Source organism: Lysobacter sp. GCM10012299, from assembly GCF_042649405.1.
GTDB lineage: Bacteria > Pseudomonadota > Gammaproteobacteria > Xanthomonadales > Xanthomonadaceae > Lysobacter_J.
Window position 1 is genome coordinate 446,557 of sequence record NZ_JBHRZC010000002.1, and the last position, 23,617, is coordinate 470,173.

Annotated in this window: 9 protein-coding genes; 3 read left to right on the forward strand and 6 right to left on the reverse strand. The window is 68.3% G+C overall.

Annotation, left to right across the window (positions count from 1 at the left end):
* Window positions 1-40: 40 nt before the first annotated feature.
* From ACFOPO_RS06375 to ACFOPO_RS06390, 4 genes are read right to left on the reverse strand one after another with little or no spacing between them, the layout of a single operon-like run.
* Window positions 41-1,357, reverse strand: coding sequence for a lysine N(6)-hydroxylase/L-ornithine N(5)-oxygenase family protein (locus ACFOPO_RS06375; protein WP_386702053.1), 1,317 nt, complete (start codon window positions 1,355-1,357; stop codon window positions 41-43).
* A complete protein-coding gene (locus tag ACFOPO_RS06380) occupies window positions 1,354-3,159 on the reverse strand; it encodes an IucA/IucC family protein (protein ID WP_386702055.1) in 1,806 nt (601 codons plus the stop codon). The genes ACFOPO_RS06375 and ACFOPO_RS06380 overlap by 4 nt, the downstream gene beginning before the upstream one ends.
* On the reverse strand, window positions 3,156-3,797 hold the full coding sequence (locus ACFOPO_RS06385; RefSeq protein WP_386702057.1) for a GNAT family N-acetyltransferase: 642 nt from the start codon (window positions 3,795-3,797) through the stop codon (window positions 3,156-3,158). The genes ACFOPO_RS06380 and ACFOPO_RS06385 overlap by 4 nt, the downstream gene beginning before the upstream one ends.
* Window positions 3,794-5,587, reverse strand: a complete 1,794-nt coding sequence (locus ACFOPO_RS06390; protein WP_386702059.1) for an IucA/IucC family protein — start codon at window positions 5,585-5,587, stop codon at window positions 3,794-3,796. The genes ACFOPO_RS06385 and ACFOPO_RS06390 overlap by 4 nt, the downstream gene beginning before the upstream one ends.
* A 124-nt stretch (window positions 5,588-5,711) precedes the next feature.
* On the opposite strand from ACFOPO_RS06390, the gene ACFOPO_RS06395 reads away from it, so the two are divergent.
* Both ACFOPO_RS06395 and ACFOPO_RS06400 read left to right on the forward strand, forming a co-directional pair.
* Complete coding sequence (locus tag ACFOPO_RS06395; protein WP_386702061.1) at window positions 5,712-6,944, forward strand: MFS transporter; 1,233 nt, start codon at window positions 5,712-5,714, stop codon at window positions 6,942-6,944.
* A gap of 233 nt (window positions 6,945-7,177) precedes the next feature.
* Window positions 7,178-11,455: an ATP-binding protein gene (locus ACFOPO_RS06400; protein ID WP_386702063.1), complete on the forward strand. Its 4,278-nt coding sequence runs from the start codon at window positions 7,178-7,180 to the stop codon at window positions 11,453-11,455.
* Between the two features lie 33 nt (window positions 11,456-11,488).
* On the opposite strand, the gene ACFOPO_RS06405 is transcribed toward ACFOPO_RS06400, so the two are convergent.
* A complete protein-coding gene (locus ACFOPO_RS06405) occupies window positions 11,489-12,220 on the reverse strand; it encodes a hypothetical protein (protein WP_386702065.1) in 732 nt (243 codons plus the stop codon).
* 39 nt (window positions 12,221-12,259) lie between these two features.
* The gene (locus tag ACFOPO_RS06410) at window positions 12,260-14,680 is read right to left on the reverse strand and encodes a hypothetical protein (RefSeq protein ID WP_386702067.1); all 2,421 of its coding nucleotides are present in this window, start codon (window positions 14,678-14,680) and stop codon (window positions 12,260-12,262) included.
* A gap of 432 nt (window positions 14,681-15,112) precedes the next feature.
* On the opposite strand from ACFOPO_RS06410, the gene ACFOPO_RS06415 reads away from it, so the two are divergent.
* A complete protein-coding gene (locus ACFOPO_RS06415) occupies window positions 15,113-23,542 on the forward strand; it encodes a YadA-like family protein (protein ID WP_386702069.1) in 8,430 nt (2,809 codons plus the stop codon).
* The last annotated feature ends 75 nt before the right edge of the window (window positions 23,543-23,617 follow it).

Here is a 23,617-nt window from a genome sequence, read left to right on the forward strand (position 1 = left end):
GCCAGGGCCGCACCTGCAGCCCTGGCGCTCCCGGCCCCACTCAGGCCGCTTTGTCGATCGCCGCCTCGCCACTGCCCGACGCCCATTCGATCGGCAGCGCGGCATCACCGGTGGCATAACGCGCGTGGCCCAGGATCGCATTGGCGATCACGGCGCCGCGCCAGGCCGCCAGGCTCAGTTGCGGTTCGGCGATGCCATGGCTGTGGCGGCCGGCGTTCTGCACGTAGATTCCATTCGCGGCGGGCCCATCCCACTGGACCGAAAAGTCGCGCTGCAAGCGGTAACGGCCGTCCGCGTCGAGATCGAGGCGATCGTGCAGCGGGGCCAGGCAGTCGGGGAGGCGGGTGAGGTAACCCGTGGCGAGGATCACCAGGTCGGCATCGACCACGTCATGCCCGCCATCAAACCCGTTGTGGGCGGTGAGTCGCCATGCGCCGGCACTGTCTGCCTCCATCGCATGCACATCGCGGTGGGGGAGCAAGCGCAACAGCGATCCTTCGCCGCGCACCATGCTGTCCATGTACAGCGTCTGGTACAGCTGGGTCAGCGTGTCGCGGGAGATGCCGTCGCTGGCCAGCTTCTGCCGCGCCACGATCGCCGCCTTGCGGCCCGGATGCAGGCGGTGGAACGCATCGACGTAGTGGGGCGTGAAGAACTCATTGATGAAGGCGGTTTCGTCGAGCGCCTCGAACGTCTGCCGGCGCGACAGCCAGGTGATCGCCGCCGCTTGCCCGCGCGTGCCCGAGAGCAGGTCGAGCACCACTTCCGCGCCGCTCTGGCCGCCGCCGACCACGGCGATGCGCAGGCCATCGACGTTGCCGATCCGCTCCAGGTACTGGTGCGTGTGCAGGCACATCAGCCGTGCCGGCGCCCACTCCGGCACGTAAGGCGTGGCGCCGGTGGCGACCACCAGGTTGCGCGCACGATGGCGTTGTCCGTCGCCGTGCAGGACGAAGCCATCGCCGTCGAACTGCACCTCGCGCACCTCGTGCCCCAGCAACAGGTTGGGCAGGCGCCCGGCCACCCACTGCAGGTAATCGGCAAACTCGCGACGCTCGATCGCGCCGAACTCCGCGTTGAGGAAACGGTAGAAGCGACCGTGCGCGACCAGGTAGGCGAGGAAGCTGTAGGCGCTGGTCGGGTCGGCCGCCGTCACCAGATCCTTCAGGAACGACGTCTGCAGCTTCGCGCCCGGCAGCATCATGCCGGGGTGCCAGGCGAAGCGCGGGCGTCGTTCGAAGAACGCGCTGCGTACCTCGACCAACGGTGCCAGCAATGCGGCCACGCTGAGGTTGAAGGGGCCGGCACCAATGCCGGCGACGTCAAGACAAGGGCTATCCATGGCGGAGACGTTCATTGATCTTCCTGATCGATGGTGGGGTGGTCGAAGAGCAGCGGGTTGGACAACGCAGGCCCCAGCGCATGGACCGGCCGCTGTTCGCTGTCGCCGTAACCGGCGGCCAGGCGCGCGCGGTTCAGTGACAACCGCGGCATCTCCGGCGTGAACAGGTCCAGCTGCGCGAATCGTTCGCGCAGGTCGAGGTGAGCGAACTGGTAGCGGCGCAGGCGCTGCGCGAGCAGGCGATGGAACGCCTCTTCGTCGAACACGCCGGCGACGTGCAGGACGCTGGCCATGAAGCGGAACACGCTGCCGAACAGGCCGGTCCACAGGTTGTGCAGCAGGTGCTGCGGCGGCATGGCCGGCAAGGCCTGCCACGCCTGCGCGTCGATGCCTTGCGGTCGCTCCCAGTCGGCGTCGACGCGGAACAGGTCGCCCTGCAGATCCTTCAGCAGGATGCCCGTGGGCACCTGGTCGACCAGCCGCAGCATCAGGTTCTGGCCATGGGCGATGAAGCCGAGGCCATGGCAGGCCTGGAGGTGGTACAGCGGCACCGCCGTGCAGTCGAACAGGCGCTGCAGCCATTCGCCGGCGCCAAGACCGGATGCCTCGATCATCACCGCAACCAACGGCACGCCGGCATCGTCGAGCTGGTGCAGCACCGCGGCCATCAGCACCTGTTCGCCGTCCTGGCAACGCTCGTGCGTGCTTTCACGCCACACCGCGCCGAGCATCTCGTCGAACTGGTAAGGCACGCCATCCATGCCGTGGTACAGCGGATGCGGCACGAATGCCGAGGCCGGTTCCGCCAGTGCCTGGGTGTTGGCCTGGCGCAGCAGCGGGTCGCCCTGCAGCAGCCGCTGCAATCCCTCCGACAGCGCCGGCGTGATCGCGACATGCCGCGCCGGCAGGCCGCGGTAGGCCGACGTGTTGAGGATGCTCACCGGCAGCTTGAGGTCCGGCAGCCACGGCCGGTCGACGTTCGTCAGGGTCCGCAGCGACGTCTGCGGTGTGTAGTGGTCACCGCCTTCGCCCAGGCTGATCAGGCGTCCGTCGGCCAGCAGCGCGGCGAACTGCGTCGCGATCATCGCCTGCCATTGCCATGGATGCACCGGCAGCAGCCAGTACTCGCCCGGCTGCCACGACGCGGACTGCAGCGCACGGTCTAGCCTGCGGCGCTCCTTCACGTCGCAGCTGCTGTCGAGCAGGCGTCGAGTGTCCCATCCGTTCGACAGCACGGGCATGGCGACGCTGCGGTGCACGCCGAGCCAGTGCAGGCGGAACGACGGCGCCGACTCGGTGCCATAGCGGCGATTGTCATCGACGCTCCAACCCACGCGACCTTTGCACGGGATCGCCTTGGGGTGGCCGTCGAGCAGCGTCTGCAGGCGCTCGGCGGGCAAGCGCAGCCAGGCGCTGGCGCCCAGTCCGCGCCGCGCCTGCAGCAGGGCGACATCGGCGCCCAGGGTGTTCAGGCATTCGCGCAGGTAATGCGCCACCGTCACCGGCGAAATGCCATGCGGCGCCAGCAGGTCGTGGATCGTCGAAAGCGCGTCGCTTGCCGGCTCACTGTTTACAAGCCCGTCGCTGTCGTCGCGTACGACGCTGCCGGCGACCACGCAGGGCTGGCCCCAGCGATTGCGGCGGCCGCGCCAGCGGTAACGGTGGCGCTTGCCGGAAACGGTGAACACCTCGCCGTCCACGACTGGCTCGATGAGGCCTTCGTAACTGAACTCCGACAGCGTCTTCTCGATCATCCGCCGGTTGGCCTCGCGCCAGAGCGCGTGATCGTCGCCAGCGGCGGCTTTGGATGCGTTCATGCCGTCCCTCCCGCGGCTTCGGTCCACGACGCGGAGCGCGCCGTGAACGTTTCGCGCTCCAGCACCATCAGCGCCGCGCGCTTGTGCGGGAAGTCGAAGTCCTTGCGCCGGTCGAAGCCATGCTGCTGCAGCACGCGGATGAACCGTTCGTTGTCGACGCGTGGCTCGCCGACGATGCGCTGCGTGCGCGGCTCGTCGAGGAACATGTAATGCATGAGACCGTCCAGCCAGCCATCGAGGCGGGCCGGACCGCGGAAGCGCGACTCGCCCACCAGCACATGGCAGCCACGGTCGAAGTCGCCGGCGTCGCAGTGGGGCGCGATTCGATCCTCCTTCGCCCAGTAAACCTCGAAGTAGGCGAACGGCTCGCAGTCGAACTCGCCGATCAACGGCAGCGAGCTGGCGTGGTCGAGCTGGCGCCGCAGGTACTCGCGGTGGGACGCGAGGTCACCCGCCAGTTCCCAGAACCGGTGCACGCGCGCCTGGTTCATCCAGTCGTGGAAGCGCGCAAGGTCGCGGTCGATGTCGGCCACGCGCAGCGAGAAGGTGCTCGCCAATGCCGGCAGGAAGCGGCGGTACACGGTGCCACGCGGCTGCGGTGGACGCAGTGGCATCCCATGGGCAGGTTCGACGCTCATGCCGCCACCGCCAGGAGCGGATTGGCCATGGCCACGTACGAGCCGAACGATGCCTCCGGGCGCGTCGTCTCATCGACGTCGCCGAAGCAGATCATGAAGTTGCCTTTGCTCCACAGCACCGGCGAGGACAGCAGGTAGTCGATGAAGTGCGGATGGCGCAACGGACCGGCGCGAAGCTCGAGCAGCGCATCACGCAGGCGCGACAGCAGGATCGCCTCGTCGATCACGCCGTCGGCGCCGAGCGTGGCGACCAGGCTGAAGACGTTGTTGACGATGAGGTAGTAGCCGAGCAGTCGTTCGGTCATCGCTTCGTCGAACGACAGCCCGGACGCGGCATCGATGCCAGGCACCGACGCGGACAGTGCGGCGATCGTCTCGGCGTGGAAGGTGGTGCCCTGGCAGTCGCGGAACCACACGCCCGCAGGCCAGCCGGCCTCGATGGCGACGACGGTGTTCTGCGCATGCGCACTGAACAGGAACCCGTGGTTGCCATGGGCCAGCAGGAATGGCCGCACCACGGTCTGCACGAAGCGCTCGAACCAGTCGATGGCGACCGCGCCACGGTCGCGGCCCCTGCGCCGAGCCAGCTCGGTGATGAGCCGGCTCGCCATCGACGGCATGCCATCGATGCCGTCCTGGCAGAACGTCGCCAGCACGTAGGCATGGTTGCCGGGCACGAACGGATTGTCGCGAAGGATCACGAAGCTCTCCGGCACGGGCTGGCCGTCGACATCGGCCAGCGCCAGCGCGGCGGTCTCGTGCAGGATGCGCAGCGTAGGGCATTCCAGTTGCAGGGCCTGGCCCTGCGCACTGGCGAAGGCGTCGTGGATCTGCCGCCCGCGCGCGACCTCGGCGGGCTGCAACACCCGCCGCGAGTTGGTCAGGCGCACCGACAGGGAGAACTTGAGCATCGACGGCGCATGCGGTGCATACATCGTGCGCAGCGACGACGTCGGGAACCACGGCAGCCCGAGTTCGCCGAGGTCGACCAGGTCACCCTGCCGCAGCCAGTGCGCGTACGCCGGCGTGGAGCGCAGCGCGCGCGCCTGCCAGGGGTGCACCGGGAGACAGAACCAGCCGTCCTCGCGCCGGAAGCCGGCCAGCGCCGTGGCCACGGCAGGGTCGGCGGCGACGAGCATCGCGATCTGTCCATCAGCGCATTCGACACCGACATCGGTCCGCCAGAGCGCGCGATCGCGCAGGGCGAACCAGCACAGCGGCGTGCGACCGGCCAGCTCGGGCGAGTAGCGGGCCAGGTCTTCGTCGCTGAACTCGTCGCGGCTCTTTGGCGTGGGGTGGACGGCATGGCCATGGACGAGGGCCTGCTCGGCGTCGAGGTAATCGGCGTCGGGCCAGGCCAGTCGCAGCAGATCGTCGCGACGCTGCGCTTGGGCACGCAACACGGTGCCGGCACTGTCGAGCACGCGGCGCAGGAACACGCGGCGCTGGTCGAGTGTTGCGCCGGGCCGCAGCGTCGGCTCCGCGGCGAGCATCGATGCTGCCTGCGCGAAATCGATCTCGAACGCTTCTCCATCCCGCGGTGCGAACCAGACCGCGCCCGTGAAGCGGTGCCTTCCCGCGGCGGAGCGATGTCGCACCGGCACCACCAGCGCGCCGGCCGGTTGCGTCATCGGCAGTCGCAATGCGCCAGCAGGCAGCGCCAGCGCTTCGTGTGACTTGAGTGTGAGCGTTCCCGGCTCGAGCCATTGCGCGTGCGACCACTCACGCGCCAGGGAATTCATGAACGCTGACAGCGAGGCAGGCTCGCGACAGATCGAGGGCATATCCATTGCACCGTCCTTGTTGAAAAAAAAAACTCCGCAAAACCAGTTAACGATAACGATTCGCATTTGCCAATGAAAGCAGACGCGCCTACGATTCGCTCCGCGGCGCATGCCGCAAGGGATGGATCCCATGCAGGCATCGAACGCGCAAAACGACGCGCACACGACAAGGACTGTCGCCGGCGTCGACACCTCGACCATGCGTGCGCTGGCAGGCGCCGCCGTGGTCATGGGGCTGGGGCAGACTACGCTGCTGACCTTCCTGCCGATGCTCATGCAGATGACCGGCCTGTCGCTGCCACGGGTCACCACTGCATTTGCATTGGGGTCTGGCTTGTTCCTGATTGGCGCGCCGTTCTGGAGCCGCTGTTCCGATGCCTGGGGGCGCCGCCGCGTGGTCGTCATCGCGCTGTGCGGCTTCGCGCTCAGCCATGGCTTGTTGTTGTGGCAACTGCTGCGTCATGACGCAGCCTGGAGCGGACACTTCGCGCTGTTGCTTGCAGGCCGGGTTCTGTACGGACTGACGGTGTCGGGCCTGGTGCCCACGTGCCAGGCGTGGCTGGCCGACGTCTCGTCGCCTTCGCAGCGCCTGCGCATGATGTCGCGCTTCTCCGCCGGCCTCGCGCTGGGCCGACTGATCGGGCCGGTGATGGCGGCGGGCAGCCTCGCATTGGGATGGCTCGGGCCGGTCTGGCTGGTAGCGCTGGCGCCATGGCCGGCGTTGCTGTTGCTTGCGCGCGTGCGCAAGCCCATGGCGCACGACAGTCCCAGCGATGCCGCTCCGGGATCGATGCCATGGCGCGCGCTGGTGCCGTGGTTGCTGATGGCCCTGCTGATGCAGGCATCACTGGGCCAGGTGCAGTACGCAGTCGGCCCGTGGTTGCAGGCCGTGTTCGCACTGACGCCAACACGGGTCGCGCTCGAACTGGGCTGGATGCTCAGCGCCTGCGCCGCGCTGATGATCGTGCTGCAGCTGTGGGTCGTGCCGCGTTGCCGGCCCGGTCGCGCCGTGTTGATGGTCGGTGCAACGGCACTGGTCGCCACCGGCGTGGCCTTCGCGCTGGCGCCGTTGCTGCCGGCGATGCTGGGCATCTGGAGCGGGTTCGGGCTGCTCGCAGTCGCGTCGGCGCTGCTGGTGCCGACCTACAGCACGCTTGCGTCGTTCGCGGCGGGAGGAAACAGGCAATCGCGCGCAGCCGCGGCATTGGCGATGACGCACACCTGTGGATTCTCCCTGGCCGCAGTGGTCGCCGCGGGTTTGTTCGGCCTCACGCCCGCTGCGCCGTTCTGGGCGGTGGCGTTGCTGGGCTGCGTGAGCGTCGCGATTGCAGTCGCATGTGATCGACCCGTGCGTGCGGAGTGACTGCAGGCGCATTGCATTCACGAACCGCGAACGCGTCTGCATGTGACAGCAATGTGCTCAGACCATTCTGATGGTGAGCGTAAAACGCCCCGACTAAGCTGCGCGCCGCATCGCTACTTTTTCTCAGTACTCCCATGCCGAAGCCTGCAGTAACTGCTTCCTCATCCTCCGGCTCGGGAGATGGAAAACGTGGTGCCCTGCGACGACTGGTCCATCTCGCACTCACGCTCTGCGTGCTCGCGTCGTCGCTCTCCGCATTGGCGTCGGAGCCGCCGTTGCAGCTCAACGGCGAGGAGGTCGCGTGGCGCAACGCGCATCGGGACGTGCGCGTTGGCGTGTTCGCCGGCGATCACCTGCCCGCGGAAACCTGGGCCGCGGGGCGGCCGGAAGGATTCGGCGTCGACTACGCGCGCCTGCTGGCCGAGCGCGCCGGCTTGCGCCTGGAATTCCGTCCCTTCGTCGACTGGGTGCAGGTCGCCCACGGCGACACCCGCGTGCCCCTGCCGTACGACCTGCTGCTGGCGCAGACGCCGCACCTCAACCGCGCGAACCGGCTGGTGTTCCTGCGTCCGTACGAAGCCGGCAAGTTCATGCTGGTGGCCCGACGCGGCGACACGCGCATGGCCGGCGACGAGCACCTCGCCACGGCGCGCATCGCGATCGAGCGCCAGTTCCATGGCCTCGCCGACCGCCTGAAGCGGCGGTACCCGGCCGCGAAGCTGCTCTACAGCGACGACGGCCGCACCGCGCTGGACCTGGTCGCCGCCGGCCAGGCCGATGCCTACGTCGGCGCCACGGCGCTGCGCACGCGCACGCTGCTGCACCAGCGCAATGGCAACGAGCTGGTGATGCTGGACGAGGTCGACATTCCGCGTGCACCGATCAGCCTGGCCGTGCCGAAGGACCGGCAGATGCTGCTGCGGGTCCTGCGCAAGGCGGAAGACGCACTCGACCCGGCCGATGTCGAACGCCTGCGCCAGCGCTGGGGCATCGACCAGGACAAGGCGCGCACGGCCACCGCGTCCGGACTGAACCACGAAGAACGCGAATGGCTGGGCGAGCTGCGACCGCTGCGTGTCGGCTTCGAGGTCGATCGCGCGCCGTACTCCTTCGCTGACAGCGACGGACGCTTCGACGGCGTCGCCGCCGACTATATCGACCTGCTCAGCCGCGAGCTCGGCCTGCGCCTGGAGATGGTGCCGGCGCAGGACTGGGCGAGCCTGCAGAAGATGGTGCGCGCGCGCGAGGTCGACCTCGTCGCAGCGACGATGCCCGAAGACTTCGACGTCCGCGACATGCTGGTCAGCCGTCCGTACGAACACTTCCCGGGGGTCATCGTCACGCGCCTGCGCGGCAGCGCCGTCGCCGGGCCCGAGGACCTCGCCGGTCGCAAGGTGGCCGTGCGCCAGGAAGCGGGCGTGATCCTGCGCCTGCGCGGGCAGTTGCCGCGCACGCGACTGGTCCCGGTCGGCAGCAACGAAGCAGGGCTGGACCTCGTGGCCGCCGGCCAGGCCGATGCCTACGTCGGCACGCTGCCGGCGATCGACGCGATGATCCGCGACCGTTACGCAGCCAAGCTGCGCATCGCCGGGCCGGCGGGCGTCGACCAGGAGTTCGCCATCGGCATCGTGCCCGAGCATGCGGCGCTGCTGCCGCTGGTCGACCGCGTGCTGTCCGACGTCGGCGAGCCCGAGCGCCAGGCGATCCGCAGCCGCTGGCTGACCACCGAGTACCGTTACGGCGTGCCGCTGCCGTGGGTGGTGGCCGGGCTGGTCACCACCGCGCTGGTGCTGTTGATTGGTGCGGTGGCGTACCGGCGCCTGCGCCGGGCATGGCGCGCGCAGGCCCTCGCCGAGGCGAGGCTGGCCGCGCAGCTGCGCTTCCAGCAAGGCTTGCTCGAGACCATCCCGCACCCGGTGTTCGTCAAGGACGCCGAGGGGCGCTACCTGGCCGTGAACCAGGCCTACGAAGCGATGTTCGCCGTGTCCCGCGCGCAGCTGCTCGACCGCACCATCGTGCAGACCCGGCACCTGCCGATGATCGATGGCGAGGAGGCCCATCGCCTCGAAGTCGGCGTGATCGCCAGCGGCCGCAGCCTGCGCCGCGAACTGAAGCTGGCGCCGCTGCAACCCGGCGGCAAGCCGCGCGACGCGATCGTCTGGCTGCACCGCTTCAACGCCGCGCAGGGCCAGGTCGGCGGACTGGTCGGCACCTTCGTCGATGTCAGCGACATCCGCGAGGCCGAGGCACGCGCCCGTGCTTCCGAGCAGCGCCTGATCGACACCAACGACCGCCTGCCGGGCGTGATCGTGCGCGTCAGCGTGCAACCGGGCGGCAAGCTCGTGTACGACTACGTCGCCGGGCAGACGCAGGCGCTGTTCGGGCGCTCGCGCTCGGAGATCCTCAAGTCCGGCCGTCGCCTGCGCGTGGTCGATGCGGAAGATCCCGACCACCTGCTCGCCGCCATCGGCGAGATCGTCGCCGCGGATGCCCGCCACGAGGTCGAGTTCCGCGTGCGCGTCAAGGGCGACGTGCGCTGGACGCGCGCCTCCAGCGGCACGCCGCGGCACGAGAGTGACGGCAGCGTCGTGTGGTGCATCTACTTCGCCGACATTACCGACGAGAAGCGCCAGGCCGAGGCCCTGGTGGAAGCCATGGCTATAGCGGAGGCGGCCGTTTCGGCGCGCAGCAACTTCCTGGCGATGATGAGCCACGAGATCCGCACGCCCATGGCCGGCGTGCTCGGCCTGGTCGAACTGATGGCGCAGACGCCACTGGACCGCGAGCAGGACCGCATGCTGGCGATGGTGCAGGACTCGGCCGGCTCGCTGCTGCAGATCCTCGACGACGTGCTCGATTTCTCGCGCATCGAATCCGGGCGGCTGGAGCTGGAGCTGCAACCGTTCGACCTGCGCGCGGTCGCCGACAACGTCATGGGGCTGTTCTCGGCGCGCGCGAGCGAGAAGGGCGTGCGCCTGTACTCGACCATCGACTGGCGCCTGGCCGGCGGCCACGAAGGCGACGCCGTGCGCGTGCGCCAGGTGGTCACCAACCTGGTCAGCAACGCGCTCAAGTTCACCGAGGCGGGCCACGTCGAGCTGCGCATCGAGCTGGTGGGCGAACAGCACGGCGTACAGCGCATCCGGATCAGCGTGGAAGACACCGGCATCGGCATTGCGCCGGAACAGCTGTCGCGCTTGTTCCAGCCGTTCGTGCAGGCCGAGAGTTCGATCACCCGGCGCTTCGGTGGCACCGGCCTGGGCCTGTCGATCTGCCAGCGACTGGCGCAGCTGATGGGCGGCGACGTCCAGGTCAGCAGCGCGCGCGGACTGGGCACGACCGCCACGCTCGACCTGGCGCTGCCGATCACCAGCGAAGTCGAGGCGCATGAAGCCATCGCCGGCAAGACCGTGCTGCTGTGCACGCGCGACCCCATGTTCGAGCGCGAACTGGCCAACACGCTGTCCACGCTCGGCTTCAACCTCATGGAGGTCGGGCCGGAGGAGCTGGGCGAAGCCAGCGCGGGCGATGCCGATCTCTTCGTCGTCGATACCCAGCTGGTGCGCGAGGGGCGATTGCCGCAGGGCGCGCGGTACCTGTGCCTGGTGGACTCCGCCGATGCGCGCGGCTACCACGTCGCCGACGGCGAGGTGTCGCTCGGTGGCAGCCCACTGCTGGTCCGTGCCGCGGCCGACGCCTGCTACGCCGCGCTGGGCCTGGCGGCGCCGACCTACGCGAAGGCCTTGCCCGGCAGCCATGGGCCGCGCGGGGCGCGCATCCTCGTCGCCGAGGACCACATCACCAATCGCGCCGTGATCGCGCGCCAGCTCGAGCGCCTGGGCTACGAACACACGCTGGTGGAGAACGGCGAGCAAGCACTGCAGGCGATGGCGTGGCAGCGCTACGACCTGCTGATCAGCGATTGCCACATGCCCGTGCTCGACGGCTACGCACTGACCCGGCGCATCCGCGAGCAGGAAGCCGGCGGCGAGCGCCACCTGCCGGTGATCGCGTTGTCAGCCAGTGCCTTGCCGGAGGAAGTTCGGCGCTGCCGCGACGCCGGCATGGACGACTTCCTGGCCAAGCCGGTGCAGCTGCTCGAGCTGGAGCGGATGCTCGCCACCTGGCTCGAGCACACCTTGCCGGTGCCGGCGCCGGTCGCCGAGCCGTTGCCGATATCGCCCCGGACCGGACGCAAGCTCGCGCGCCTGACGGCGCTGTTCGGTGGCGAAGGGCCGTTGCGTGAAGTGCTGGTGGGCTTGCTGGACTCGACGCGGCGGGACATGGTCGAGCTCGACCTCGCCTTCGAATCCGGCAACGAGGCCCAGCAGCGCGACATCCTGCACCGCATCGACGGCGCCCTGTTGCTGCTGGCCGAGGGCGATGCGGCGCCGACGCGGATTTCCGAGCTCCATCACGCGATGCGCCGTTCGGAGCTGCTGGCGAGGATCCGCAACCTCGAAACGGTGATCGAAAGCCTCGAACCGACGCCGCTCGCGTTGCCCGGGTGAACGGCGCCGTCGGCGCCGCCACCCGGGCCTGCATCAGATCTCGCGCAGGCGGTCGAACTCCAACCGCGCCTCGATCGGCGCGGCGATCAGGTTCTGGTGGACCATGCCCGGGAACAGGTTGTCGCTGTTGCCGGCGTGGTTATCGGCGCTGTAGAGGTACGGCAGGTGCGACCAGCAGCGGTAGCCGGCGTCCTTGAGTGCCTTCACCTCGGCCGCGGTCTGGTCGATGCCGCCCAGGCGCACGTAGATGGTCGGGCGGAAGCGGCGCACGGTTTCGTCCGCGCCCTGCAGCAGCGACACCAGCGTGCCGGGCAGGTTGACCTTGATCAGGTGCAGTGCGTCCAGGCCGAGGCTGTCGATGCTGGCGCAGCGCGCGCGTTCGCCGCCGTCGAGCTGTCGTCCGGTACCGGTCTCGCGGCCGAGCCACACCGAATGGGTGTGCACGTTGACCAGGCCGTTGAGGGCGACGTTGGCGCACAGTTGCTGGAACTGCAGCCGGCGCGGCTCGGCGACGTGCACCTGGCCGTTGCCGCCGACCACGCGCGACAACCACAGTGCATGCGCACCGTAGTCGCCGCCGAACTCCAGCACGCTCTGGCCGTCCTGGACCAGGCCGCTGAGCAGGTCCAGCTCCTGCTCGACCCATTCGCCGTAATGCTGCAGCGAGCGGGCGGCGAGGTTGTCGAGCGCCACCGATGCGGCGATTCCATAGCGGGTCTTCCACAGGCGCTGGGCGCCGTCGATCGAGACAGTGGGCGTGTCCATCAGGTCTTCCTTGGGTTGTTGTTCAGGGCGGGGTGAGGGTTACAACGTGCTGTTGGCCATGCGCATGCCCTGGTGCAGGCGTTGCCAGTGCGGGTCGCGACCACCGGGGCCAAGCGCCTGCGCCCAGCGCGAATCGGCCTCGCGCCAGATCGGCAGCAGTTCGGCGCGGGCGGCACCGGCGCGCCAGGCGGCCGCACACAGTTCGCTGGCGGCTTGCGGGTCACCGAGCGCCAGCTGCATCGATGCGACGACGCGAAGCGCCGCGGCGTCGGTGGGGGCGAGATCGAGCAGGCGCGTCGAGAGGGCCTTCATCCTGGCCACGGCGAACTGATCGGGACGCTGCGAACGGGCCATCGCCACCATCGCGGTCACGGCGCACAGCAGGGCGCGCGCCTCGTTCTCGGGCGCCTGTGCGGCGGACTCGGCCAGCGCGGCGGCGTGACGGCAATGCTCGAAGTTGTTCTGCCCGGGATCACCCTGCCCGACACCACCGTGCCCGACACCGGCCTGCGCGAGATGGACCTCGGCCGACTCCAGGTCGAGCAGGGCGTCGGGCATCTGGCCGGGCGCGATGCTGGCCAGCAGCGATTGCGCCTGTTCGAGGGTCTGCCAGCGGCTGGCGCCAAACTCGTGTGTCGAGCGCAGGCGCAGGTAGTAGGCGCGTGCGAAGCGCGCTTCTGCGCCATCGCCGGGCGAGAGCGCCTCGATGCGCGCGAACAGCGGCTCGGCTTCCTTGAGCTTCTCCTGCGCTGCACCGCCATGCAGGCTCGCGGCCCAGTCGCCGAGCAGTCCGATCCACGCGCGTAGCGGCGCGATGCTGTGCGACGACGCCAGCAGGGTTTCGACGCCGGCCTGCACCGCGCGCAGGCGGGTGATCCGGGCGGCGCCCGTGAGGCGCTGCGCCAGCGCCCGCTCGGCATCGATCAGGCGCGTCAGCCAGGCATCGCGGTGACTGCCGTCGAAGCGGGCGATACCGGCGCGCAGCAGCGACGCCGCGCGCGCATGCAACAGCTCCGCCGGACGCAGCTCGACCAGGCTGGCCCGCGCCAGCAGCAGGTTGATCCACAGCCATTGCACCGGTTCGTCGGCACCCTCGACGGTGCGGCCCCAACGCTGCTCGACGATGCGCTCGCTGCGATCGAGCCACGGCCCGCGCTCGCCATGCGGTGCGGCGATGGCCCGTTCGAACAGCACCGCGCCCCATTCGAGGACGATGGCGTCGTCGCTGTCGCGCCCCTGCAGGTGCTGGTCGTAGACGGCGATGGCCGCATCGAGGCTCTCCACGCGCGCGCCACCGACTTCATGGCGTGCGCGCATCTGATGGCAACGGGCGATCATCCGCGACAGCAGGTTGGCGCGATCGGGTTCCACGCGAAGGGCGTTGCGGAAGGCCGATGCCGCTTCGGCTGCGGCTTCCAGCTGCCGGCCCGGTTGATCGCGGCCGATGCGCCACCACGACCAGCCGGCCACCGTCCAGGTTTCGCCGTTGGCATCGCCACTGGCCAGGACCGGCGCCAGCGCTTCGAGGGCGCGGTCGGGCTGGTTGGCGGTCAACCAATGTTTGGCCTCGGCGAGACATGCCGGGAGGTCCGTCGGGATGGTCGCTGCAACGGGTTCCGGTGCTGCGCGCAGCGTCTCGGGTGCGACGCTCAGGCTATAGGTCATCTGCGCGACTGCTGGTGACGCAGCCTGAAGTGCGATGGGGCGGGCAGCCTCGCCATCGATCGCGCGCTTGCGGGAATCAACGGCACGCACGGTGTCGTGGTGCATCGACAGTGCGGTGGCCGGAACGGATGCGGGCAAGGGAACCTCGACCCAGTCCATGTCCATCGCCACCGCCACGCTCGGCAGCGGCCAGGCGGCATTGCCGAAGTCGACGCCATCTTCTTCAGCCGGCACCGCAGGGGCGCTGACGCCGCTCCATGTGATCGCGCGACTGGTGGCAATCGCCCGACGCCTGCTTCGTCGCCCGCTGCGACGGCGCCATGCGAACAACACCAGCAGTCCAACCGCTGCGGCAGCCAGAAGTGGCCACCAGGACGAGCGCGCTGCGGGTTCCGGTGGCTGCCGGGTCGGGTCGGTGGCCGCGGCGGGATTGGCCGCAGCCGCTGCAACGGACGCAGCGTGCGTGGTTGGTGCGGCTGTCGCGATTGCAGGCGCCGCCACCGCCGCAGCAACGAGGCCGCCCGCGGACTCTGCCGAAGTCGGGGCTGGCAGGCCGTGCAACCGCGCGACGGCGTCCCGCGGCGCGGACACGGCCGAAGACTTGTGCATGCGATCGCTTGCCTTCTTGGGCGGTGTGCCGCGTACCAGCAAGCGGACGCTGGCGCTCTCGTGCAGCGAGCCGCTAGCGCGCGCCGGTTCGCGCATGGAGTTGGCGAGGTAACTGCAACCGACGGCCACTGCGCAGGTCAGCACGATGAGAACGGCAATGCGGGCGCGCGAGACACCGACGGGCATCGAAGGGAAGTCCTGTTTCAAGGAGTGGCTGCCTGTACGAACGTCGTGTTGCGCGGTCGGCGAATGAGCGGCAGCCGATGGTGAGCGCAACGGTATGCACGGCAGCGCGCCGGTTCAATCAGACGAATCTCATGCGCGTGTTGTTCCTGTTGCGTCGAGCACGAAAATTTCTCGCCTGCGACGATGCAATCGCATGTCGTGTTCCGCGAGATGCGACGAAGTCACGCGCGTATCAGCAGATCCTCAAGCGCGCATGCAGGAACTTTCTCAATACGCAGCTGAATGCAAACGTGCTTACGCCCGTTTGCTGAGGTTGTTCTGATGGTTATGTGTCGACCGCGTCACGAATATTCGCGTCGTAGCGCCGCTCCTGCGTCGGGCTTGCGAGCTGCGCGAACGATTTCCCAACTACGCGAAGAGAGAGTCGACTCAATGAACACCATCTACAACGTCGTATGGAACTCCACCACCAACACATGGGTGGTGGCTTCGGAAATGGCCAAGGGACGCAAAAAGCAATCACGCACGGTAACTGCTGCAGGCGCAGCAGCATTCGCAGCCGCCGGCGTCGCGATCAGTGCCGGAGCCTTTGCCCAGACCGTGGTAGGCAGTACGACAGCATTGGGCAATGGCGCGGTGGCCTCTTCCGGAAACACGACTGCGATCGGATCGGGCGCCAAGGCCTCGAAAGAGAATGCGAACGCAGTTGGCGCGGGCGCCAGGGCTGATGGTGTCGACGCCAACGCATTCGGCACGGGTGCATTTGCCAGCGCCGCCCATGCCATTGCAATCGGTCCCAGCGCGCAGGCGAGTGGACTTGAGTCAGTCGCCATCGGCAGCGGCACGTCGGCGACCAAGGCCAATGGCGTGGCCGTTGGCAACGGCGCCAACGCCACGGGGGACAACGCAGCAGCGTTCGGCGCGGCGGAAGCCGCCGCCCTGCGCGCCTCGGCATTCGGCTGGGGAGCCAAGGCGCTGGCGCGTGATGCCACCGCAGTAGGTAGCGGTGCACTGGCAAGCGGAGTCGCCGGCGTTTCGATGGGGTTGGACGCCGTCGCCAGCGGTCCAGTAGGAACTGCCATTGGCTCCATGTCGCGCGCCACGGCTGACAATGCAACGGCTTTGGGCTTTCTCTCCGTCGCATCGGGCGTGAACGCGACCACGCTGGGCAACCAGGTCGAAGCCAAGGGCGTCGGCAGCATTGCCATTCAAGGCAACTTTGAATCGCACGTGGCCGTTGATGCCGCTTCGAAGGACGCCATCGCCATCGGCACCCTCTCGAAAGTGACAAACGCGGAGAACGGCGTCGCGATTGGCGCCGCGGCTGAAGCCGCCGCTCTTCGTGCCGCGGCTCTCGGCTTCGGTGCCAAGGCGCTTGCCGTGGATGCGAGCGCGTTCGGCACCAACGCCATCGCCAGTGCGACCGATTCGACGGCAATCGGTGACACGGCCAAGGCGACTGGCTTTGCAGCCCAGGCACTCGGAACATGGTCTGAAGCAAGCGGTGTTGGTTCAACCGCAGTGGGCGTCTTTGCGAACGCATCGGGGCAGGATTCGACGGCGGTCGGTTCCAGGTCGAAGGCCTCGGACTTGAATGCCAGTGCGTTTGGCACCCGGGCGCAGGCATCGGCTCGTGACGCAACCGCGGTGGGCTTCCAGGCGACGGCCAGCGGCGTGCAGTCGGCGGCATTCGGCGAGCGCGCAGTAGCGGATGCCGATTACTCGGTCGCCGTGGGCTCCGAATCGAAGGCGCAGGGCAAGTACGCCACCGCCATCGGCGTGCTCGCCAAGGCTGGCCAGCAGTCGCTGGCGCTGGGTGACAGCGCCGGCAGCAAGGCGTTGCAGGCGATCTCGATCGGCTCGCTGTCGCGCGCCAACAACGATTTCGCCGTCGCCATTGGTGCCGACAGCGAGGCGGCTACGTCTGGCACCGCGATCGGTCGCCAGAGCAAGGCCTCGGCCAACTCGGTCGCGCTCGGCGCCGGGTCGGTGGCCGATCGCGATCGCAGCGTGTCTGTCGGCACCGCCGGCAGCGAGCGTCAGATCACCCACCTGGCCAAGGGCACGGCCGACACCGACGGTGTCAATGTCTCGCAGCTCAAGGGCGTGGCCACGGCCATCGGCGGCGGCACCGCGGTCAATCCGGACGGCAGCATCGAGGCGCCGGAGTTCAACGTCGGCGGCAAGACCGTCAACAACGTCGGCGAGGCCATCGACGGCCTCGACAACATCGTCAAGGAATCGGGCCTGGTCGATCCGGCCACCGGCAAGGCGCAGAAGGCGGTGACCTTCAACGGCCCGAACGGCGAAGCCAACGTCGCCGGCCAGAAGATCATCAACGTCGCCGCCGGCACCGCCGACACCGACGCGGTCAACGTCAAGCAGATCAAGGACAGCGGCCTGATCGACCCGAGCACGGGCAAGGTGCAGAAGGCGGTGCTGTTCAATGGTCCGAACGGCGAGGCCAATGCCGCCGGCCAGAAGTTCATCAACCTGGCCAAGGGCACGGCCGACACCGACGGCGTCAACGTCTCGCAGCTCAAGGGCGTGACCGATGTCATCGGCGCGGGCGCCGGGATCAACCCGGATGGCACGGTCAAGGCGCCGGAGTTCAACGTCGGTGACAAGAAGGTCGGCACCGTCGGAGAGGCCATCGATGGCCTGGACAACATCGTCAAGGAATCGGGCCTGGTCGATCCGACCACCGGCAAGGCGCAGAAGGCGGTGCTGTTCAACGGGCCGAACGGCGAAGCCAATGTCGCCGGCACGAAGATCATCAACGTCGGCGAGGGCGCGCTCAACGCCAACAGCAAGGATGCCGTCAACGGCAGCCAGCTGTTCGCGACCAACCAGACGGTCGGCGCCGTGCAGAACACGGTGAACAACATCACCAACGGTTCGGGCATCAAGTACTTCCACACCAACTCGAAGCTGGCCGACTCGCAGGCCGGTGGTACCGACGCGATCGCCGTCGGTGGCGGCGCCAGCGCGGGTGCCAACCGCGGCATCGCCATCGGCACCAACGCCAATGCCTCGGCCGCGAACAGCATCGCCCTGGGCACAAACTCGATCGGCGACCGCGCCAACAGCCTGTCGCTGGGTTCGGCTGGCAACGAGCGCCAGCTCATCAACCTGGCCAAGGGCACGGCCGATACCGATGGCGTCAACGTGTCGCAGCTCAAGGGCGTGACCAACGTGATCGGCGCGGGCGCCGGGATCAATCCGGACGGCACGGTGAAGGCGCCGGAGTTCACTGTCGGCGGCAAGCAGGTCGATAATGTCGGTGCGGCCATCGACGGCCTGGACAAGATCGCCACGGATTCGGGCCTGATCGATCCGGAGACGGGCGAGGCGCAGAAGGCGGTGCTGTTCAATGGACCGAACGGCGAAGCCAATGTCGCTGGCACGAAGATCATCAACGTCGCCGCAGGCACGGGCAACACCGATGCCGTCAACATCGCGCAGCTCAAGCCGGTCATCGATGGCCTGGGCGGTGGTGCCAAGATCGACCCGACCACGGGTGCCGTGACCGGTCCGACCTATGTCATCACCAACCCGGATGGCAGCACGACCACGGTCAACAATGCCGGCGACGCGATCACCAACGTCACCAACCACATCAACAATGGCACCGTTGGCCTGGTGCAGCAGGCGGCCAAGGGCCAGCGCCTGACCGTGGGCAAGGCCACCGACGGCACCGAGGTCAACTTCACCGGTACCGCCGGTGATCGCAAGCTCACTGGCGTCGCCGCCGGCACGGTCAGCGCCGCCAGCACGGATGGCGTCAACGGCAGCCAGCTGTTCGGCACCGCGCAATCGGTGGCCAAGGCGATCGGCGGCGGCGCGGTGGTGAATCCGGACGGCACGGTCAAGGCGCCGGAGTTTACCGTCGACGGCAAGAAGGTCGACAACGTCGGCGCGGCCATCGATGGCCTCGGCGACATCGTTGAAGGCAACACCACCAACATCACCAACGTGATGAACGGCAAGGTCGGCCTGGTGCAACAGGCCGCTCCCGGCCAGAAGCTGACGGTCGGCAAGGACACCGACGGCACCCAGGTCGACTTCAACGGCACCGCCGGCGCACGCCAGCTGACCAACGTCGCCAACGGCCTGGCCGACAGGGACGCGGTGAACGCGTCGCAGCTGAGGTCGGCGGGCTTCGTGCTCGACAAGACCGGCAACGTGACCAACGCCGCAGTGACCTATACCCCGGGTTCGATCGCCTCGGGCTCGCCGACGGTGGTGCTCGAAAAGGGCACGGGCGACAGTGCCTACTTCGTCGATGGCGACCGCACCAAGGGCCGCTTGCCCAAGGGCACGCTGATCAGCAACGTCGCCAATGCGGTGCAGGACACCGATGCCACCAACCTCGGCCTGGTCAAGGACATCGTCAGTGAAGCCACCGACAACCAGGCCAGCAGCAGGCGCAGTCCGCGTTCGCTGCTCGCCGAGGCGGTCGTGGTCAGCGACGACGTCGCAACGCTGGCGGCGGGCGACGGTTCCGGCGTGGACGGCACGGGCCTGACCACGGCGTACAAGACGGCGGCCTACTACTCGCAGGTGGCCGGCAAGGGCGACCACACCGGTTCCGCGCCGCCGTCGGACGTCTCGCGTGCGGCCGGTGCCGGCTCGATTGCAGTGGGTTCCAATGCCTTCGCAAGCGCGGACCGCTCGACGGCCGTGGGCCTGCAGGCCCACACCGCAGCCGCGGCAAGCGATGCGGTCGCACTGGGTGCAGGTTCGGTGGCGACGGAGGCCAACACCATATCGATCGGCAACGACGGCACGGGTGAGTACACCGCGTTCGACGCCGAGGGTCGTCCGTACACCATCAAGAACCAGGCCAACACGCGTCGCCTGGTCAACATGGCGGCCGGCCAGCTCGATACCGATGGCGTGAATGTGTCGCAGCTCAAGGGCGTGACCGATGCCATCGGTGGCGGCGCTGCGGTGGGTCCGGACGGCAAGGTGACCGGACCGAGCATCAGTGTCGGCGGCAACAAGTACGACAACATCACCGACGCCATCAGCGCGATCGACGGCAAGGCCACCACCGGCAACCCGCTCGGCGTGGCCTACGACAGCGCGGCCAAGGACAAGGTGACGCTGAACAACGGCGGCGCGCCGGTCACCATCAGCAACGTCAAGGAAGGCGTGGCCGACAACGATGCCGTCAACGTCAAGCAGCTCAAGGACACCGGCCTGATCGATCCGGAAACGGGCGAGGCGCAGAAGGCGGTGCTGTTCAATGGCCCGAACGGCGAAGCCAATGTCGCCGGCACGAAGATCGTCAACGTGGCGGCCGGTACGGCCAACACCGATGGCGTCAACGTGTCGCAGCTCAAGGGCGTGACCGACGCGATCGGTGCAGGCGCTGGCGTCAACCCGGACGGCACCATCAAGAAGCCGACCATCAACGTCGGTGGCAAGGACTTCGGCACGATCGGTGAAGCCATCTCCGCCATCGACGCCAAGGCCGTCACCGGCAATCCGCTCGGCGTGGCCTACGACAGCACCGCCAAGGACAAGGTGACGCTGAACAACGGTGGCGCGCCGGTCACGGTGAGCAACGTCAAGGAAGGCGTGGCCGACAACGATGCCGTCAACGTCAAGCAGCTCAAGGACACGGGCCTGATCGATCCGGAAACGGGCGAGGCGCAGAAGGCGGTGCTGTTCAATGGTCCGAACAGCGAGGCCAATGTCGCCGGCACCAAGATCGTGAATGTCGCTGCCGGTACGGTCGGCGCCGCCAGCACGGATGCCATCAACGGCAGCCAGCTGTTCGGCACCGCGCAGTCGGTGGCGAAGGCGATCGGCGGCGGCTCGGTGGTCAATCCGGACGGAACGGTCAAGGCGCCGGAGTTCACCGTCGGCGGCAAGAAGGTGGACAACGTCGGCTCGGCCATCGATGGCCTGGACAAGATCGCCACGGATTCGGGCCTGATCGATCCGGTGACGGGCAAGGCGCAGAAGGCGGTGCTGTTCAATGGACCGAACGGCGAGGCCAATGTTGCCGGCACGAAGATCGTCAATGTTGCCGCAGGCACGGGCAACACCGATGCCGTCAACATCGCGCAGCTCAAGCCGGTCATCGATGGCCTGGGCGGCGGTGCCAAGATCGACCCGACCACGGGTGCCGTGACTGGTCCGACCTACGTGATCACCAACCCGGATGGCAGCACGACCACGGTCAACAATGCCGGCGACGCGATCACCAGCGTCACCAACCACATCAACAACGGCACCGTGGGCCTGGTGCAGCAGGCGGCCAAGGGCCAGCGCCTGACGGTGGGCAAGGCCACCGACGGCAGCGAGGTCAACTTCACCGGCACCGCCGGTGATCGCAAGCTGACCGGCGTGGCCAAGGGCACGGCCGACACCGATGCGGTGAACGTGTCGCAGCTCAAGGACACCGGCCTGATTGATCCGACCACGGGCAAGGCGCAGAAGGCAGTGCTGTTCAACGGCCCGAATGGCGAAGCCAATGTTGCCGGCACGAGGATCGTCAACGTCGGCGCCGGCACGGTGAACGCTGCCAGCACGGATGCCATCAACGGCAGCCAGCTGTTCGGCGTGAGCAAGTCGGTCAGCGAATCGCTGGGTGGAGGCTCCAAGGTCAATCCGGACGGCAGCATCACCGGCCCGACCTACGTCATCACCAAGCCCGACGGCAGCACCACCACCGTCAACAACGTCGGCGATGCCATCACCAACATCACCAACAACATCAGCAGCGGCACGGTTGGCCTGGTCCAGCAGGCGGCCAAGGGCGAGAAGCTGACGGTGGGCAAGGCGACCGATGGCCGCGAGGTGGATTTCACCGGCACGGCCGGCGACCGCAAGCTGAGCGGCGTGGCCAACGGCACGGCGGGCAACAATGCCGTCAACGTCTCGCAGCTCAAGCCGATCATCGATGGCATGGGAGGCGGCGCCAAGATCGACCCGACCACGGGCACCGTGACCGGTCCGACCTACGTCGTCACCAACCCGGATGGCAGCACCACCACGGTCAACAACGCCGGTGACGCCATCACCCACGTCGACGGCCGCGTCACCAACATCACCAACAACATCAGCAACGGCACCCTGGGCCTGGTGCAGCAGGCAGGCAAGGGCGAGAAGCTGACGGTCGGCAAGGACACCGACGGCGCCGAGGTCAACTTCACCGGCACCGGCGGCGACCGCAAGCTCACTGGCGTTGCCAAGGGCACGGCCGATACCGATGCGGTGAACGTGTCGCAGCTCAAGGGCACGGGCCTGATCGATCCGGTGACGGGTGAGGCGCAGAAGGCGGTGCTGTTCAACGGTCCGAACGGTGAGGCCAATGTCGCCGGCACGAAGATCGTCAACGTCGCCGCCGGCACCGTCGGCGCCGACAGCAAGGACGCCATCAACGGCGGCCAGCTGTTCGGTACGGCGCAATCGGTGGCCGGTGCGTTGGGTGGCGGTTCCAAGGTCAACCCGGACGGCACCATCACCAACCCGACCTACACCGTGCACAAGGCCGACGGCAGCTCCACCACCGTCAACAACGTCGGTGACGCCATCACCAACGTCGACGGCCGCGTGACCAACATCACCAACACCATCAACAGCGGTGGCATTGGCCTGGTGCAGCAGGCGGGCAAGGGTGCGAACCTGACGGTCGGCAAGGACACCGACGGCAGCGAGGTCAACTTCACCGGCACCGCGGGTGATCGCAAGCTGAGCGGCGTGGCCAAGGGCACCGCCGACAACGATGCGGTCAACGTGTCGCAGCTGAAGGAAACGGGTCTGATCGACGGCGACGGCAAGGTGGCCAACGTGGTGACCTACGACAGTGCCGACAAGGACAGCATCACGCTCGGCGGCAAGAACCCGACGAAGAAGGTCAAGGTGAAGAACGTGGCCGATGCCACGGCCGACGACGAAGCCGTCAACCTGGGCCAGCTCAAGGGCACCGGCCTGGTCGACGGCAACGGCAAGGCGCTGGACGCAGTGGTGTACGACGCCGGTTCGCAGAAGGGCGCAGTGACCTTCGGCGGCGCCAACGGCACCGTGCTCAACAACGTCGCCGACGGTCGCATCGAGTCCGGCAGCCGCCAGGCCATCAACGGCGGCCAGATCGCCGCGCTGAAGGACCAGCTGCAGGGCCACATCACCAACATCGACGGTCGCGTGACGAAGATCGAGCAGAACGGTGGCATCGGTGGCACGCCGGACTTCGTCAAGGCGCAGGGTGCCGCGCAGCCGGCGCCTCGCGGCGAGCCGGCCGCGGTCGCCGCCGAGAACGGCGCCGCGCTGGGCTACAACGCGACGGCCGGTGCCAAGGGCGCCACGGCCGTGGGTGATGGCGCCAAGGCTATGGCCGCCGACGGTGTCGCCGTCGGCAGCAAGGCCCGCGTCGAGGAGCCGGCGACGAACTCGGTTGCCCTGGGCAGTGGCTCGGTGGCCGATCGTGCCAACACGGTGTCGGTGGGCAGTGCGGGCCAGACCCGTGCGATCACCAATGTCGCCGCCGGCACCGCCGACCACGACGCGGTCAACGTGACGCAGCTCAACCAGCGCCTGGCCGATGCCAACCGCTACACGGACAAGGCGATCGACGACGTCTGGAGCAACCTGACGCACGAGATCGACGAGGCCAACACCCAGGGCAACCGTGGCATCGCGGCGGCCTCGGCGCTGATCAACGTCACGCCGTACCTGCCGGGTCGCACCGCGGTCAACGCCGGTGTCGCCAGCTACCGCGGCGAAACCGCGCTGGGCGTGGGCGTGTCGCGCTGGAGCGAGAACGGTCGCGTCAACCTCAACGCCGGCGTGTCCGCGGCGCAGGGCGACGAGCCGGTGTTCCGCGTCGGCGTCGGCTACGTGTTCTAAGCGCAGCGTCGCAATGGCATGGCGGCCCCACGCGGGCCGCCATTGCCGTGCAGCCAATCCTTCCACTTCCGATGG

What these genes read in the sequence shown, in the direction of transcription:
- ACFOPO_RS06375 (WP_386702053.1), bottom strand. Translation starts at nt 1,357, where the DNA reads ATGAACGTCTCCGCCATGGATAGCCCTTGTCTTGACGTCGCCGGCATT.
- ACFOPO_RS06380 (WP_386702055.1), bottom strand. Translation starts at nt 3,159, where the DNA reads ATGAACGCATCCAAAGCCGCCGCTGGCGACGATCACGCGCTCTGGCGC.
- ACFOPO_RS06385 (WP_386702057.1), bottom strand. Translation starts at nt 3,797, where the DNA reads ATGAGCGTCGAACCTGCCCATGGGATGCCACTGCGTCCACCGCAGCCG.
- ACFOPO_RS06390 (WP_386702059.1), bottom strand. Translation starts at nt 5,587, where the DNA reads ATGGATATGCCCTCGATCTGTCGCGAGCCTGCCTCGCTGTCAGCGTTC.
- ACFOPO_RS06395 (WP_386702061.1), top strand. Translation starts at nt 5,712, where the DNA reads ATGCAGGCATCGAACGCGCAAAACGACGCGCACACGACAAGGACTGTC.
- ACFOPO_RS06405 (WP_386702065.1), bottom strand. Translation starts at nt 12,220, where the DNA reads ATGGACACGCCCACTGTCTCGATCGACGGCGCCCAGCGCCTGTGGAAG.
- ACFOPO_RS06410 (WP_386702067.1), bottom strand. Translation starts at nt 14,680, where the DNA reads ATGCCCGTCGGTGTCTCGCGCGCCCGCATTGCCGTTCTCATCGTGCTG.
- ACFOPO_RS06415 (WP_386702069.1), top strand. Translation starts at nt 15,113, where the DNA reads ATGAACACCATCTACAACGTCGTATGGAACTCCACCACCAACACATGG.